The organism is Halopseudomonas litoralis (assembly GCF_900105005.1).
Taxonomy (GTDB): domain Bacteria; phylum Pseudomonadota; class Gammaproteobacteria; order Pseudomonadales; family Pseudomonadaceae; genus Halopseudomonas; species Halopseudomonas litoralis.
Map to the genome: position 1 here is coordinate 3,277,519 of NZ_LT629748.1, position 15,623 is coordinate 3,293,141.

Sequence of the window (15,623 nt, forward strand, 5' to 3'; positions counted from 1 at the left end):
ATGGCCAGCCTGCCGTAAAGCAGTGCCATCATGATTGGCTGCACGGAATAATGTGTGAGTGTACACTTTTTTGCGGTCGTCGCGGTGCGACCAAACGGCGCCTCCACTTACAAAGCCGGGAGTTTATGACACACTGCTGCGCATTGCGTAAGTCCGCAAACCCTCCGTTTACAGGTAAAGCTGACATGTCTGACATGCACCCCCCTACTCCTCTGGCACACTGCAGCATCCTGCTGCTGGCCGGTGGCCGCGGGCAGCGCATGGGGGGCCAGGATAAAGGCTGGGTACGCTGGGGCGAGCACGCCTTGATCGAACATGTGCAACGCGTGGCCCGCCCGTTAACCGACGACCTGATCATCTCCTGCAACCGTAACCAGACACGTTATCGCGCGCTGGCCGACCAGCTGGTCAGTGACCCTGCCGATGACTTTCCCGGCCCCCTTATCGGCATCATTGAGGCACTGAAAATTGCCCGCCACCCGAACCTGCTGGTGTTGCCATGCGATGCGCCCAGAATCGACCGGCAACTGCTGGAGCACCTCTGCCAGCATGCAGGTGAGCGCCCGGTAATGCTACGCCAGGACGGCTACTGGCAACCCCTGTTCAGCCTGCTGCCCACCGCCCTGCTGCCGCGTCTGCAACAGCAGTGGCAGGCCGGCCAGCGCAGCGTTCAGCGCGCCCTGCGCGAGCTGGACCCTGTCGCACTCGACTACCCAGGCGACGACCCGCGGCTGAGCAATTTCAACGAACCCGCACTGCTGGCCGATGCGCCAGTACAGGATTAAACATGCTTACCCACCTCGATAATCAGGGCCGCGCCAATATGGTTGACGTCACGGCCAAGTCCGTCACCGAGCGCCAGGCCACCGCCCAGGCGCTGGTGCAGATGAAAGCCGAGACCCTGGCCATGATCCAGGACGGCGGCCACCCCAAGGGCGACGTGTTTGCCGTCGCGCGCATTGCCGGCATTCAGGCTGCCAAACGCACCCACGAGCTGATTCCCCTGTGCCACCCGTTGCTGCTGACCAGCGTCAAGGTCAACCTCGAAGCCCGGCCGCCGGAGCAGGTGCTGATCACCGCCACCTGCAAGCTGGCCGGCCAGACCGGCGTGGAGATGGAAGCCCTGACCGCCGCCTCGATCGCTGCCCTGACCCTGTACGATATGTGCAAGGCCGTGGACAAGGACATGCAGATTCAGCAGGTCCACCTCGTAGAAAAGCTCGGCGGCAAATCCGGCCATTATGTACGCACCCAGGACTGACAGGAGCCAGCCATGATTACCGTATTGTTTTTCGCCAAGTACAAGGAAGAACTGCAGACCGACCAGCTGCAACTGGACTGGCAGCCCGGCTGGCAGACGCTCGGGGATGTACGCGACCACCTGGCCCGGCGCGGTGCACCCTGGACCCTGCTCGACGACCCCACGCTGATGTGTGCGCTGAACCAGGAAATGTGCCCGCTGGGCACGCCGATCCAGGCCGGCGATGAACTGGTCTTTTTCCCCATGGTGACCGGAGGTTGAGTCGTGATCAGCATTCAGGTGCAGACTGCGCCCTTTGACCCCGGCCAGTTGACCAATGATGCGCATGCCGGCGACCCGGCCATCGGCGCACTGGTCTGCTTTACCGGCTATGTACGTGACCTCAGTCAGCAACAGACTGTGGAAGGCCTGTTCCTCGAACATTTCCCCGGCATGACTGAAAAGTCGTTGCAGGGCATCGCTGAAGAGGCTGCCCGGCGCTGGCCCCTGCAACGGGTACATGTACTGCACCGCGTCGGGCAGCTGGGGCTGGCTGAGCCGATCGTCTTTGTCGCCGCCGCCAGCATGCACCGCGAGGATGCCTTTCAGGCCTGCGCCTTCATCATGGATTATCTGAAGACCCGCGCGCCCTTCTGGAAGAAAGAGCAGACCACCACCGGCAGCCACTGGGTCGAGGGCCGCACCAGTGACCTTGAAGCCGCTGACCGCTGGGCCGACGATAAGGATGCACCATGAGTTCAGCATGTGAACAACCCGGAATGAGCAGCATCGAGCAGGCCGTCGAGGCCCTGACCGGTCTGCTGGCGCGTCCCGCTGCCAACTTGCAGCTGCCCCTGTTGCAGGCCCACGGCCGGCTGCTGGCCGAGGATATCCATGCCCGCCACGACGTGCCGCTGTGGGATAACAGCGCCATGGACGGTTACGCCCTGAACAGCGCCGATCTGCCGCCGGAAGGCGGGCGTCTGCCGCTGGCGGGCTGTCAGGCTGCCGGCGACGCTGCCATCGAGCTGCCCCCCGGGCACTGCATGCAGATCTTTACCGGAGCAGTGGTGCCGGTGGGCGCCGACACCGTGATCCCCCAGGAAAACTGCCGGCGGGAGACCGACGGGGTTGTTTTTGCCCCGGTCAGACCCGGCCAGAATATTCGCCGACAGGGTGAAGAAACCCGAGTCGGTCAGCCGCTGCTGGGCAGCGGCACCCGCTTGCGCGCCCAGGAGATCGGCCTGCTGGCCAGCCAGGGCTACGCCGCGGTGAAGGTCAGCCGGGCGCTGCGCGTGGGCATCATCAGCAGCGGCAATGAATTGTGCGACCCCGGCTCGGCCCTCGGTCCCGGCCAGATCTATGACAGCAACCGCTATCTGCTGGCCAGTGTGCTGCAGGGCTGGGGGTTCGAGGTGCACCAGTATCCGCACCTGCGTGACAATCTGGATGACACGGTTCAGCTGCTGCGCCGGGCCAGCGGGGAGCAGGACCTGCTGATCAGCAGTGGCGGCGTTTCCGTCGGCGAGGCGGATTACCTTAAACAGGCCGTCCAGCAACTGGGTCAGCTCAACCTGTGGCGGGTAGCCATCCAGCCGGGCAAGCCCCTGGCCTTCGGCACCATCGGCCAGACGCCCTGGATAGGTCTGCCCGGCAACCCGGCGGCCAGCCTGGTTACCGCCCTGATCATCGCCCGCCCCGCCCTGCTGGCCACCCAGAGCCAGACGCCCGCGGCGCCGGCGATACTGCCTGCGCTGGCTGATTTCGAGTGGCAGAAAACCAGCGTGCGCACCCGCTACCTGCAGGCCCGCCTGCAGGTCGGCAATGGCCAGATGCAGGCACAGCTGCATCCCCAGCAGAGCTCCGCCATGCTGGCCAACTGCTGCTGGGCTGACGGCCTGGTGGTGATCCCTGCGCAACAGCCTGTGCAGCCCGGCGACCCGGTAGGCTTCATCCCATACCACGCCCTGCTTCAGCCCTGAAACCCGCTGGCGCGCTGTCCCATGACCTGGATCAACATCCCTGCAATCAAACTGATCTACACTGATTGCGCTTGGCTTATACGGCTACAATGAGTGCAGAGAGCCCGCCAGAGGCCCCTGACCGATGAGGAATATGCAATGGTACGCCTGATGATGAAAGCCTCCGCAGCTGCGCTGCTGAGCGGCCTGGCCTTTTCCGGCCTGGCCAGTGCTGCCGGCGACCCCGCCGCTGGCGCCGAGAAAATCACCCTCTGTGTTGCCTGCCACGGAACCGATGGCAAGGCTACCGCCGCTATCTACCCCAGCCTGAGCGGCCAGTCTGCTACCTACCTGGATATGGCCCTCAAGGCCTACCGCGCCGGCGAACGTGGCGGCGGCATGTCCATGGTCATGACGCCCATGGCCGCCAGTCTCAGCGATCAGGATATTGCTGACATTTCCGCTTATTACAGCGAGCAATAAGCCCGCCAGTTGCATTGATCGCAACTGACCTGCGCGCATCAACCAACACCAGACCTGTGTGCAACAGTGCTTCGCCAGCGCGCTGCGCGGCGGTCCGTGGTAAGGAGAAAGTTATGGGTATCGGAATGTGGAAGGCCAAACGGCGCGACGTGCTCAAGGGCCTCGGCCTGACCGGGGTAGGCGCCATGCTCAGCGGCAACGTCTGGTCGCTCAACCGGCTGGAACCCATCGGCGATACACTGGCCAGTGAATATCCCTACCGCAGCTGGGAAGACCTGTACCGCAACGAGTGGACCTGGGACAGCGTCGGCCATGCCGCACACTGCATCAACTGCATGGGTAACTGCGCGTGGAACGTCTATGTGAAGGACGGCATCGTTATCCGCGAAGAGCAGATTGCCAAGTATCCCCAGGTCAACCCCAATGTGCCGGATGCCAACCCGCGCGGCTGTCAGAAAGGCGCCATCCATTCCACTGCCATGTATGAAGCCGACCGGCTGCGCTATCCGCTCAAGCGGGCCGGCGAGCGCGGCGAAGGCAAGTGGCAGCGTATCTCCTGGGATCAGGCCACCGAAGAGATTGCCGACAAGGTGATCGATATCTTCGAGAAGTACGGCCCCGGCAAACTCAAGACCCACCAGGGCTCAGGCAACCAGACCATGGTGCGCCAGTCGGGTGGGCAGCGTTTTGCCTCCTTGGTCGGCGGCATCCAGCTGGACGGTTTCACCGTGGTTGGCGACCTGCTCACCGGTGCGCATCTGACCTACGGTACGCCGCTGGAGAGCTTCACTTCAGACGCCTGGTTCGATGCCGATTACATCCTGCTCGGCATGATCAACCCCAACGCCACGCGGATCCCCGATGCGCACTATATCTGGGAAGCCAAGTACAACGGCGCGCGTATCACCAGCACCTCGCCCGACTACAACCCCAGCGCCATCCACACCGACCTGTGGATGCCGATCAATCAGGGCTCCGATCCTTTCTTCGCCATGTCACTGGTCAATGTGATTCTCGAAGAGAACCTCTATCAGCCGGCGTTCATGAAAGAACAGAGCGACCTGCCGATGCTGGTGCGCAAGGACAACGGCAAACTGCTGCGCGAGGCCGATCTGGTCGAGGGCGGCAGCGACGAGGTGTTCTACCACTGGGACCTGAACAGCAACCAGGCCGTCAAGGCCAAGGGCTCCATGGGCAGTGACGAGAAGAGCATCAGCCTCGACGGCGTGGATCCGGCGCTGGAAGGTGAATTCACCGTCGAAGGCATCAAGGTCACCACCGTGTTCGAACAGGTGAAGCTCGAGGCGGCCAAGTTCACCCCGGAAAAAACCTTCAAGACCACCAATATCCACCCGGACGTGGTGCGTCAGGAAGCCCGGCACCTGGCCAAGGCGAAAAAAGCCATCGTCATGCTCGGCTACATCACCTCCAGCTACTCCAACTGTCTGTACACCTGCTGGAGCTACGCCCTGGCGCTGGCCCTGACCGGCCACGGCGGCCGTACCGGTGGGCTGGATACCTCGTGGATTTCCTGGAACCACCCGCGCTGGACCGAGCTGGCCACCTATGAAGGCAAGAAGTCCGCGCGCTACGAGCCGGGCGGTCTGGGCGAGTTCCTGCGTGGCGGCATGATGGAAGGCGCCCGCAAGCATTTCAATAATGCCAAGCTGAAGAAGCGTGTGGGTTTTGACCTGGACGAGATGGAAGAAATGATCCAGGAGTCGCTGGACAAGGGCTGGATGCCCTATTACGGCGAGATCAAGGGCATGATCTCGATCGCCGACAACACCTTCCGCCGCAACAAGTTTGCCGACAAGTACCGCGAGGAACACCTGCGCCAGGCCAGCGAACTGTTTGCCTGCATCAACGTGCGCATGGACTCCACCGCCGAATGGGCCGACTACGTGCTGCCGGCGGCCAGTCACTATGAGGCATGGGACCTGCGTACCCAGGGTTATCACCGTTTCTGTAACGTGTTCACCCCCTCGGTGAACCCGGTCGGTGATTCCAAGCCGGACTGGGAAATCCTGGTGCTGCTGACCAAGAAGATCCAGGAGCGCGCCATTGCCCGCGGCATCGGCCCGATCGAAGATGGCGAGGTCACCCGTGACCTGCATACCATCCACGACGATTTCACCCGCAACGGCAAATTCATGACCGACGAGGATGTGTGCCGTTACATCGTGGAGAACTCGCCGGAGTTCGGTGACATCACCCTGGAGCAAGCCGCCGAGCGGGGCTTCATTGTCATGAACGAGCATGCCGGTGTGAACCAGCCACTGCTCAAGGACGAACCCTACAACCCCTTTGTCGCGCAGACCGAAGACAAGAAACCCTACGAAACCCTGACCGGGCGTCTGACCTTCTATGTCGACCATCCGCGCTTCATGAAGCTCAAGTCCACGGTGCCCACCGCCCGCCTGTATGGCGGCCCGGAAGCGTCGAATTATCCGCTGCATTTCTATTCACCGCACACCCGCTGGGGCATCCACTCCAACTGGCGCAGCAACAAGTACATGCTGCGGCTGCAGCGCGGCGAGCCGAATATCTATATCAACCCCAAACTGGCCGCCAAGCGCGGTATCAAGGACGGCGACACGGTACGGCTGTTCAACTCCACCGGTGATTTCTTTGCCCAGGCCAAGTTCTACCCGAGCATTCCTGAGCACTCGATCATGATGGAACACGGCTGGGAGCCGCATCAGTACATTCATCGCAAGCCGATGAACAACGCCATGGCCACCTTCCTGCAACCGCTGGAACTGGTCGGCGACTGGGGCCACCTGACCTACAAGTACGCCATGTGGAACGCCAACCAGCTGCTGCACGAATCGAGTTTCGACATCGAGCTGGCCAAACCCGAAGATATCGCCGACCCACGGGTTGTTTAAGAGGAGATTGCCATGGCTGTCAAACGCCAACTGAGCATGGTGCTGGACCTGAACAAGTGTATCGGCTGCCATACCTGCTCCACAGCCTGCAAGCTGATGTGGACCAACCGCAACGGCCGGGAATTCATGTACTGGAACAACGTCGAGACCCAGCCGGGTCTCGGCTACCCGCGTGATTATCAGCAGATGGGCGGTGGTTTCGATGCCGAGGGCGCGCTGCGCCTGGGGCGCCAGCCCAGCCAGGACGATTACGGGGTGCCGTGGGAATACAACTACGAAGAAGCCCTGATGACCGGTACCGACCCCTGGCTGCGCCCCAACGTCAAACCGACCTGGGGTGCCAACTGGGACGAAGACGAAGGCGAAGGCGACTACCCCAACAGCTATTACTTCTACCTGCCACGGCTGTGCAACCACTGCGACAACCCCGCCTGCCTGGCGGCCTGCTCGCGCAACGCCATCTACAAGCGCCAGGAAGACGGCATCGTACTGGTGGACCAGGAACGCTGCCGTGGCTATCGCTACTGCGTCAACGCCTGCCCGTACAAGAAGATCTACTTCAACGAGGAGATCTCCAAGTCGGAGAAGTGCATCTTCTGCTACCCGCGCATCGAGAAAGGCCTGCCCACCGCCTGCGCCCAGCAGTGTGTCGGACGGATCCGCTGGATCGGTTACCGGGACGACGAAGAAGGCCCCATCCACCTGCTGGTGGAAAAGTACAAGGTGGCGCTGCCGCTGCACGGTGAATGGGGCACCCAGCCCAACGTGTTCTATGTGCCGCCGACCTCGCCGTCGAAATACGCCTCTGATGGCCGGGCGATGGATGAGCAGCGCATTCCGCTGGAGTACCTGGAAAGCCTGTTCGGGCCGACCACCGGCGAGGCCCTGGCCACGCTGGAGCGGGAACGCCAGGAGAAGGCCGAAGGCCGCGCCAGCGAACTGATGGATACCCTGATCGGCTTCAAGCACGCCGAAATGTTCAAGCTCAGCTGAGACGGGAGACACGTCATGACTGCAACCGCCGCCTACGCACCAGCCCCGGTCGAGATCGACCGGCTGGGCGCGCAGGAGACCATCTACCGGCTGGCCGCTGCGCTGTTCGGCTACCCGCTGGAAGAAACCCAGCGCGCGCTGGAAGAGGGCCGGATACATGCCGCCCTCGCCCCGGCCTGGCAGACCGCAACCGGACAGACCTGGCCATCGCTGCCGCCCAGCAGCGATCTGGATGCACTGCAGATCGGTTATACCGGCACCTTCCTGCAGGCCCGGCGCAAGCGGCGGATACCGCTGATGGCCAGCGCACACGAAGAGCTGCTCGGGGGCGAAACGCCCGGCAACTATCTGCTCAACGTGCTGGCCTTCTATCGGCACTTCGGTCTGCAGACCGCGCAGGCCGATGAAGGTCAGGCCGAGGAGCCGGATCATCTGGTCGCCATGCTCGAATTCTGCAGCCTGCTGTGCTTTCTGGAACGCCGGGCGCTGATCCACGAGCAGGACACCAGCCCCTATCAGCGCGCCCGGCGGGACTTCATTGCCCGCTACCTGGCCCCGCTGCTGGAGGCGATCAAGGCGCGCTACAGCCAGCTGCGCGACGCGAACCTGGATCCGACGCTGGCCTATCTGGTGGAGGTATTGCCCGACTGGGTCACCGAGCAGCAGGCCAGCCTGTCTTCCCGGGTCGGACCCTGTCCGCTGCCCGGTGCAGTCCAGATCCAGTCCGACACCGATTCACATCCGATGTGGGACTGACCACGCCGGTTGTCGGGGGCTGAGGCCCCCAGTGAGGAGATTTGCCATGAAACTGAAATCCATGCTGCGCAGCTCCCTGGCCCTGCTGGTCGCCTGCGCCGCCGGCGTTGCCCTGGCCGAGCACCCGGAAGCCAACCCCAACGTGCTGGAAATCAAGCCGGGTGACACCATCAAGGTGGCCCGCCTGCCCGACAATATCTACCTGCGCAGCCAGAACGATCCTGACGATCTGATCTGGCAGCGCATCCCGACCTACCGCACCCATGTGTTCCCGGCGCCGCCGGTGCACCAGTCGGTAGCGCTGCGTTTCGACGACGGCGCCATGCGCGGCAAGCACCTGTACTTCCAGGTGGCACGCACCAGCGAACGCTTCTATGTGCGCCTGCACTGGAAGGATCACACCGAGGACCGTACCAGCGAAGTCGACGCCTTCGGCGATGGCGTTGCGGTACAGTACGCGCTGAACGGCACCGACACCTCCTACATGATGGGCAGCGGGCCGGAAAAACCGGTGAATATCTGGTACTGGCGCGCCGACCAGCGCGACGTCGAAAATCTCGCCGCCGGCGGTTTCGGCAGCACCACCCGGTTGCCCGAGCAGAGCGTGTCCGGTGACGGCCTGTATGTATCCCAGCAGATTGCCCAGGATAATGAATGGCAGGTGGTTATGTCCCGCCCGCTGGAGCCGGCCAGCAAACATGAAGTTGATTTCAAGCAAGGCATGGTTCCCCTGTCCTTTGCTGTCTGGCAGGGAAGCGACAACGAGCGCGATGGCAACAAGCGCGTTACCCATACCTGGATTCTGCTGGACACCAGCGACAGCAAACGCTGACGCCGGCTTCCCGCAGTGGAGTGAGCAACAATGTCGGTTTCCCAGTTCAACCCGCAGGACCCGCTGGCACTCGCGCCGGCGGACTGTGACCGCGGTCACGCCTGCCAGTTCTGTCCCGAAGAGCCAAGCTGCCGGCTGGACAAGGGCCACCACGAGAAGCTGGTACTGGACTCGCGCCTGACCCGCATCGACCAGATCATCATGGTCATGGCCAACAAGGGCGGCGTGGGCAAGAGCACGGTGTCGGCCAACATCGCCGCCGGGCTGGCAGCCCAAGGCTACCGCGTGGGCGTTGCCGATGCGGATATCCACGGTCCCAACCAGAGCCGCTTCTTCGGCTTTGTCGGCGAGCGCGTGCGTATCAGCAAGCGCGGCCTGTCGCCGCTGGCCTTCAATGCATCCGGCCTCGCGCATCCCATTCAGGTCGGCTCGCTGGCCTTCATGATGGAAAGTGACGACACGCCCATCGTCTGGCGCGACTCCTACAAGCACGACTTCATGCACCACCTGATCGGCTCCTTCGACTGGGGCGAGCTGGACTTTCTGATCATCGATATGCCACCGGGTACCGGCAACGAGCTGATCACCCTGTCCGACCTGCTGGAAGGCCAGAACGTCGCCGCCGTGCTGGTCACCACGCCCCAGGAAGTGGCGCTGATGGACAGCCTCAAGGCCGTGCGCTTCTGCCAGGAGCGCGGCATGCCGTTGCTCGGCGTGGTCGAGAACATGGCCGGCGTCACCTGCCCGCACTGCAGCGGCGAGTTCCACCTGTTCCCGCGTGATCATCTGGCCGAGGCTCTGGACAAGGCCGGGGTTGCCTCATTGGCCCAGGTGCCGTTTTCGCTGGCGCTGGCCAGCGGCTCGGACAGCGGCCAGCCGATCGTGCTCGACGCACCCGAGAGCGCCGAGGCCCGGGCGTTCAGCCTGGCGGTCAACGCCTGTGTCGATCAGGCCAAGGCCAACTTCGCCGCAGCGGCGGCGGATTCGCTGAAAGCCATGAACCAGGAAGCCCAACAGGCGCCGGAACTGGAACAGGCACTCGCCGCGGTACCGGAGGAGCAGCGCGATGCCCTGCGCAGCGAACTGGCAGCCCTGCTGGGCAACCAGCCACTGCCCTCTGCCGGGCACGACGGCAGCCCACGCTGACGTCGTACCTGCGTCACCCCCTTGTTGTACTTCGTTTTATCTGTGAGGACGCTACACCATGACCCAGGCACCCAACGCTGAACGTCGCCAATTCTTCCGCCAGCTGCTCGGCGGCACCAGCTCCCAGCCACACCGCGCACCCTGGCATCGGGTCCCGGAGGTGGGCGCCGGTGATGGCGACGTGCTCTGGTCCGGCTGGTCCGGGGAGGGAGAAGTGTTCGTGGTCGGTGACGAGGGCATGATCCTGCGCTACCGCGGCGGTACTGGCGAGGGCAGTCAGCGCTGGCAACACATGGAGGTACCCGCCAAACTGCCACTGCATGGCATCTGGGGCCTGCGCGCCGATGACCTGATCGCCGTGGGCTGGATGGGCAGTATCCTGCACTACGACGGCAGCAGCTGGCAGCAGGTGCGCGGCGGCATTATTGACGAGAACGGCCGCTTCGCCTCCTGCGCAGAAAACACCCCGCTGTTCGCCATCGATGGCAACGCCCAAGGCCAGGCCTGGGCGGTGGGTGATGACGGCATCATCCTGCATTACGACGGCAACCAGTGGACCGCAGAAACAGCCCCGACCCGCATCAACCTGCGCGCCGTGGCCTGCGCTGCCGATGGCACGGTTTACGCCGCCGGTGGCGAAGGCACTGTATTGCAACGCCAGCTCGATGGAAGCTGGGTCCAGCTGGACTGCCCGCTGGGCTCGGGCTTCCAGGCCATACTGCTGCTGGACGACGAGATACTGCTGGCTGGCGGGCGCTACTTCGTCGATCCGGGCGGCTTCCGTGGCGAGCTGGTGCGCTACCGCGACGGCCTGTTCCAGGCGCTGACCTTTGACCAGCCGATGCCCCGCCTGCGCTCGCTCAAAGCCTACAAGGACGGCGTGCTGATCGTCGGCGACAAGGGCCATCTGTATTACCTGAAAGACCTCAAGCTCGACCGCCTCGAAAGCAACATGCCCCATGACCTGATGGATATCATCGCCCTGCCCACCGGCGAGGCCCTGGCAGTCGGTGACTTTGGCAGCATCATGACCGCCGCGGACGACTTCACCGCCGCCCTGGCACCGCCGCCCGGCGCTGTCCCACGCAGCGCCTGGACAGCCATGGCCTCCCCCACCGATCGCCAGCTGTGGGGCATCCATGAAGCGGCGGATGGCACCTGCTACGCCTGTGGCGAAGCCGGTACCGTTCTGATCCTGAAAGGTGATAGCTGGCGCGCCCTCCCGGCCCCGAGCGAGCTATCCGTGCATTGCGTCTGGGATACCGGCAACGGCCTGTTCGCCGCCGGCCAGCTCGGCCGCATCTATCGCTTCGATGGCCAGGACTGGCAACTGCACCACGATATGCACCTGGACCTGACCATTCTGTCCATGTGGGGCAGCGGTCCGGATGACCTCTACGCGGTCGGCGATGAAGGGCTCATCCTGCACTTCGACGGCCTGAGCTGGAAGCGCATGTCCAGCGGTACCCAATCAGCACTCTACAGCCTGTGGGGCTGGGGCAAGGACCGCATGCTCGCGGTCGGCGACTTCGGTCTGGTGCTGCGCTACAACGGCAAGGACTGGGCCGAGTTCAACGTCGGCACCGAGAACTTCCTCTACAGCGTCTGGGGGCCAGGGCTGAACGACATCTACACTGTCGGCCTCTCCGGCAGTCTGGCCCACTTCAACGGCCAGCGCTGGCAGCTGCAACCCACCCGCCTGCGTGATGACCTGCTGAGCGTATCCGGCACCAGCGCGGACAACGCCTACGCCGTCGGCACCCGCGGTCGTATCCTGCGGTTGCAGGCCGGCCAGTGGATTTCCGAACCCAGCGGCAGCGATGTCGGCCTGCGCGCCGTCTGCGCCACGCGCAACGGAGCGGTCTATGCGGTCGGTGATCGCGGCACCATTTTGCAGCGCGAGCCAACACAGCCACGCACTCCTCTCCTCGACCAACCATAAAGCCCACTCCGTCATTGCGAGGAGCACAGCGACGCGGCAATCCACCGGCCCGGACCAGCAGGCAGTGGATTGCCACGCCCTTCAGACTCGCAATGACGCTGTGCGTGATGCTTTTGACCAGATTTTTTTCGCAGCAAGGAGCTAGAAACACCGTGCACACACGCAAACTCAGTCTTATCGCACTGGCCACCGCCGCCGCCATCACTGCCCTGCCCGGCCTGGCCTGGCCAGCAGTCAAGCCGATGCCGAGGGCTTTATCGAAGGCAGCAGCCTCAACCTGCTGAACAGGAACTACCTGTTTGATCGCGACTACAAGCATGCCTCGGGCATCCACCGCGATACCCGCGAATGGGCCCACGGCCTGCGCGCCACCTTCACCTCCGGATATACCCGGGGTACCGTCGGCGTCGGTGTGGACGCCCATGCCGTCGGCGTCATCAAGCTGGACAGCGACCGCAACGGCGGCACCGCTTACACCGGCCTGCTGCCGACCGGCTCCGACGGCAAGGCCCAGGACAACTACGCCTACGCCGGCGGCAGCCTCAAGGCGCGCATCAGCAAGACCGAGCTGAAAGCCGGCGACCTGATCCCCACCAACCCGGTGTTCGGCATGGGCAGCTCGCGCCTGTTCTTCGGCACGGCCCAGGGCTTCCAGCTGCTGAGCAACGAGATCGAAGGACTGAACCTGGAAGCCGGGCACTTCACCTCCATCCGCGATGGCAGCATGAACACCAACCGTGACGGAGAAATCACCCTCACCTACGGTGGTGCAGTGGATGCAGCCAGTGCCGACTACCTGGGCGGCAGCTACCAATTCACCGACCGGTTCAGCGCCATACTCTACGCGTCCGAACTCGAAGATGTCTGGAACCAGTACTACGGCAAGCTCAACTACATCCTGCCGCTGGCCAGCGAACGCTCGCTGGCGTTCGACTTCAACCTGTACGAGACCCGGGATACCGGCAGGGAGCTGGCCGGCCGGATCGACAACACCACCTGGTCGCTGTCCGCAGCCTACACTGCCGGCGCCCACAGGTTCATGCTGGCCCACCAGCAGGTCGATGGCGACGAGCCCTTCGACTATATCGGCATGGACAGCGGCAACACCGGCGGCTCCATCTGGGTAGCCAACTCCATCCAGTATTCCGACTTCAACGGCCCCAACGAAAAGTCCTGGCAGCTGCGCTATGACATCGACATGGGTTATTACGGCGTACCGGGCCTGAACTTCATGGTCCGTTACATTACCGGTGATGGCATCGATGACACGCACTATAAAGGCGGCGTTTACGGCGGGTACAGCGCCAGCACCGGAGGCAAGGACGGCAAGCACTGGGAACGTGACATCGAAGCGCGCTATGTAGTGCAGTCAGGTCCGGCCAAGGACCTCGCCGTCCGCGCCAGCTATGCCGTGCACCGTGACAACGGCTTCAGCAGCGAAGCGAATGAGCTGCGTTTTGTGGTCGAGTATCCGCTGGATATCTTCTGATATCGCGACACAAAACAGGACGGTCAATCACTAAGCCAGGGAAGGCTTTCAACAGGCCCGCCTGCCAGCTTCAACGCTTCACGCAGCCGCTGCTGATCCGCCTCGCAGGTCAGCGCCCTGACCGCCAGACCAAAGCGGGGGTCCTGATCAAAATTGCGGGTAGTGGAGATCACAAACTGGCAAATGCTGAGCCTGTGTGATGGCTGGTCTGTTACCTCATGAGGCTAAAGCGAAGCACAGTACATCCCCCTATCTCCGACCATAGGCTGGTATCACCTCGGCACCGCCAATGCTAAATTACCGTGTTACAAAATAAACCCCACCAATATAAGTGCTGACAGGCTCTTGCTCCTACAACTATGAGGTTGATACATGCTCATTTTCTTCGCCAGCCTTGCGATACTCATTCTCGGCTACAAGTTCTACAGCCCCTTTGTGGAAAAACAAGCTGGTATAGACCCCACAGCAAAGACGCCTCAAGAACGCCTGCATGATGGCGTGGACTATGTCGCCATCAGTCCGGTCAGAGCCTTCCTGATTCAGTTCCTGAATATTGCCGGGGTCGGTCCCATTTTCGGGCCTATCCTGGGTGCCCTGTACGGCCCCATCGCGCTGGTGTGGATTGTTATCGGTAACGTGGTGGGCGGCGCGGTTCATGACTACTTCTCCGGTGTCATGAGCATGAAGGAAGACGGCAAGAGCTTGCCAGAGATTGCGGGTAATTATTACAACGTGATCTTCAAGGGCGTGATGCTGGTATTCACCTGCATGCTGCTGTTCTTTGTAGGCGTGGTGTTCATCATGAGTCCGGCGGGACTGCTGAGTAACCTGTCTTTCTTCGAAGGTACTTTCCTGGCCGGTAACACTTTCTGGGTTCTGGTGATTCTGGCGTATTATTTTTTCGCCACCTTGCTGCCCATCGACAAGCTCATTACCAAGCTGTACCCGGTGTTTGGTTTGCTGATGATTGTAATGACCACGCTGGTTGCTGTGGCACTGTTGCTGGAAGCGCCCAACCTGCCGGTGGTGAATGATGTATTTGCGTATTTCGACGGCCATCATGAGCATGACTTTCTGGCACCTAACCCGGACGGTTTGCCGGTCTGGCCGCTGTTGTTCCTGACCATTACCTGCGGTGCCATCAGCGGTTTCCACTCTACCCAGTCACCGATGATTGCCCGTTGTATTACCAATGAAAAATATGCCCGTCCGGTATTCTATGGCGCGATGATGTGTGAAGGCATTGTTGCCTGTGTCTGGGCGCTGGCCGGTATCGCGGCTTTCCCGGGCGGTTATGTCGAGCTGAAAGGCATGCTGGATCTGGGCGGTCCGGGGCTGGTGGTGAATCACATTGCGACCAGTTACCTGGGTATATTCGGTGGCGTGATGGCGATTCTGGCGGTGGCTATTTTCCCGATTACCTCGGGTGATACGGCGTTCCGCTCACTGCGCCTGACGGTTACCGATGCGTTCAAGATCAAGCAGTCAGTCATGCACAGACTGGCGCTGGCCGCACCGATATTGGGTGTGGCCTATCTGATGACCTTCCTGGACTTCTCCTTGATCTGGCGCTACTTCGCCTTCTCCAACATGCTGCTGTCTACCAGTGTGTTGTGGCTGGCAACCAAGTATCTGTTTGACCGGGGTACTTTCCACTGGATTGCCAGTATTCCAGCAGTGATCGGCACAGCGCTTACCGTGTCCTATATCGCGACGGCCGGGATTGGTTTGAACATGCCGGAGGAGTACAGCAAACCCATAGGTATCGTGGTTGGTTTGGCTTGTCTTATCGGCCTGATTTACCAGCATAACAAGCACAATAAGAACGTTTATGCAGGCCCTCAAGCCTGATTCAACTCGGTGTGCGGTTGTGGTGTTAAACACATCACA

At 62.2% G+C, this 15,623-nt stretch carries 15 protein-coding genes; all 15 read left to right on the forward strand.

Translation table 11 applies throughout. The features are described from left to right. Positions 1-185 precede the first annotated feature (185 nt). The 15 genes from mobA (at position 186) to BLU11_RS15700 (ending at position 15,584) form a co-directional block, all read left to right on the forward strand. On the forward strand, positions 186-785 hold the full coding sequence (gene mobA / locus BLU11_RS15635) for a molybdenum cofactor guanylyltransferase MobA (protein ID WP_407920215.1): 600 nt from the start codon (positions 186-188) through the stop codon (positions 783-785). A gap of 2 nt (positions 786-787) precedes the next feature. Further along, positions 788-1,261, forward strand: a complete 474-nt coding sequence (moaC, locus tag BLU11_RS15640) for a cyclic pyranopterin monophosphate synthase MoaC (RefSeq protein ID WP_090274969.1) — start codon at positions 788-790, stop codon at positions 1,259-1,261. Positions 1,262-1,273: 12 nt separating this feature from the next. Next, complete coding sequence (locus BLU11_RS15645; RefSeq protein WP_090274971.1) at positions 1,274-1,522, forward strand: MoaD/ThiS family protein; 249 nt, start codon at positions 1,274-1,276, stop codon at positions 1,520-1,522. A gap of 6 nt (positions 1,523-1,528) precedes the next feature. Further along, positions 1,529-1,996, forward strand: coding sequence for a molybdenum cofactor biosynthesis protein MoaE (locus BLU11_RS15650; protein WP_090276579.1), 468 nt, complete (start codon positions 1,529-1,531; stop codon positions 1,994-1,996). Then, positions 1,993-3,222 (forward strand): molybdopterin molybdotransferase MoeA, encoded by a 1,230-nt coding sequence (locus tag BLU11_RS15655; RefSeq protein WP_090274973.1) that lies wholly within the window; start codon positions 1,993-1,995, stop codon positions 3,220-3,222. Before BLU11_RS15650 ends, BLU11_RS15655 begins: the two co-directional genes overlap by 4 nt. A gap of 138 nt (positions 3,223-3,360) precedes the next feature. Further along, positions 3,361-3,684, forward strand: coding sequence for a c-type cytochrome (locus tag BLU11_RS15660; protein WP_197674209.1), 324 nt, complete (start codon positions 3,361-3,363; stop codon positions 3,682-3,684). A 113-nt stretch (positions 3,685-3,797) separates the two neighbouring features. Continuing rightward, the gene (clrA, locus tag BLU11_RS15665; RefSeq protein ID WP_197674210.1) at positions 3,798-6,575 is read left to right on the forward strand and encodes a chlorate reductase subunit alpha; all 2,778 of its coding nucleotides are present in this window, start codon (positions 3,798-3,800) and stop codon (positions 6,573-6,575) included. A 12-nt stretch (positions 6,576-6,587) separates the two neighbouring features. Beyond that, entirely contained in the window at positions 6,588-7,568 is a 981-nt protein-coding gene (gene clrB / locus BLU11_RS15670; protein ID WP_090274976.1) for a chlorate reductase subunit beta, read from the forward strand. A 15-nt stretch (positions 7,569-7,583) separates the two neighbouring features. After that, positions 7,584-8,324 carry a molecular chaperone TorD family protein gene (locus BLU11_RS15675; protein WP_090274977.1) on the forward strand — a complete coding sequence of 247 codons (741 nt, stop codon included), beginning with the start codon at positions 7,584-7,586 and terminating at the stop codon, positions 8,322-8,324. A 46-nt stretch (positions 8,325-8,370) separates the two neighbouring features. Then, positions 8,371-9,156 (forward strand): ethylbenzene dehydrogenase-related protein, encoded by a 786-nt coding sequence (locus BLU11_RS15680; protein ID WP_197674211.1) that lies wholly within the window; start codon positions 8,371-8,373, stop codon positions 9,154-9,156. Positions 9,157-9,186: 30 nt separating this feature from the next. Continuing rightward, positions 9,187-10,302 carry an Mrp/NBP35 family ATP-binding protein gene (locus BLU11_RS15685; protein ID WP_090274979.1) on the forward strand — a complete coding sequence of 372 codons (1,116 nt, stop codon included), beginning with the start codon at positions 9,187-9,189 and terminating at the stop codon, positions 10,300-10,302. Between the two features lie 58 nt (positions 10,303-10,360). Continuing rightward, positions 10,361-12,244: a WD40/YVTN/BNR-like repeat-containing protein gene (locus BLU11_RS15690; protein ID WP_090274981.1), complete on the forward strand. Its 1,884-nt coding sequence runs from the start codon at positions 10,361-10,363 to the stop codon at positions 12,242-12,244. Positions 12,245-12,396: 152 nt separating this feature from the next. Then, positions 12,397-12,528, forward strand: a complete 132-nt coding sequence (locus tag BLU11_RS19715; RefSeq protein WP_269433206.1) for a hypothetical protein — start codon at positions 12,397-12,399, stop codon at positions 12,526-12,528. Next, on the forward strand, positions 12,468-13,733 hold the full coding sequence (locus BLU11_RS15695; RefSeq protein WP_407920258.1) for an OprD family porin: 1,266 nt from the start codon (positions 12,468-12,470) through the stop codon (positions 13,731-13,733). The genes BLU11_RS19715 and BLU11_RS15695 overlap by 61 nt, the downstream gene beginning before the upstream one ends. A 372-nt stretch (positions 13,734-14,105) precedes the next feature. Beyond that, positions 14,106-15,584, forward strand: a complete 1,479-nt coding sequence (locus BLU11_RS15700; protein WP_090274983.1) for a carbon starvation CstA family protein — start codon at positions 14,106-14,108, stop codon at positions 15,582-15,584. Positions 15,585-15,623: the final 39 nt, after the last annotated feature.

Coding starts and splice junctions, on each gene's coding strand:
- mobA (WP_407920215.1), top strand. CDS start 186: ATGTCTGACATGCACCCCCCTACTCCTCTGGCACACTGCAGCATCCTG.
- BLU11_RS15680 (WP_197674211.1), top strand. CDS start 8,371: ATGAAACTGAAATCCATGCTGCGCAGCTCCCTGGCCCTGCTGGTCGCC.
- BLU11_RS15685 (WP_090274979.1), top strand. CDS start 9,187: ATGTCGGTTTCCCAGTTCAACCCGCAGGACCCGCTGGCACTCGCGCCG.
- BLU11_RS15655 (WP_090274973.1), top strand. CDS start 1,993: ATGAGTTCAGCATGTGAACAACCCGGAATGAGCAGCATCGAGCAGGCC.
- BLU11_RS15645 (WP_090274971.1), top strand. CDS start 1,274: ATGATTACCGTATTGTTTTTCGCCAAGTACAAGGAAGAACTGCAGACC.
- clrA (WP_197674210.1), top strand. CDS start 3,798: ATGGGTATCGGAATGTGGAAGGCCAAACGGCGCGACGTGCTCAAGGGC.
- BLU11_RS15690 (WP_090274981.1), top strand. CDS start 10,361: ATGACCCAGGCACCCAACGCTGAACGTCGCCAATTCTTCCGCCAGCTG.
- BLU11_RS15700 (WP_090274983.1), top strand. CDS start 14,106: ATGCTCATTTTCTTCGCCAGCCTTGCGATACTCATTCTCGGCTACAAG.
- BLU11_RS15660 (WP_197674209.1), top strand. CDS start 3,361: ATGGTACGCCTGATGATGAAAGCCTCCGCAGCTGCGCTGCTGAGCGGC.
- clrB (WP_090274976.1), top strand. CDS start 6,588: ATGGCTGTCAAACGCCAACTGAGCATGGTGCTGGACCTGAACAAGTGT.
- moaC (WP_090274969.1), top strand. CDS start 788: ATGCTTACCCACCTCGATAATCAGGGCCGCGCCAATATGGTTGACGTC.
- BLU11_RS15675 (WP_090274977.1), top strand. CDS start 7,584: ATGACTGCAACCGCCGCCTACGCACCAGCCCCGGTCGAGATCGACCGG.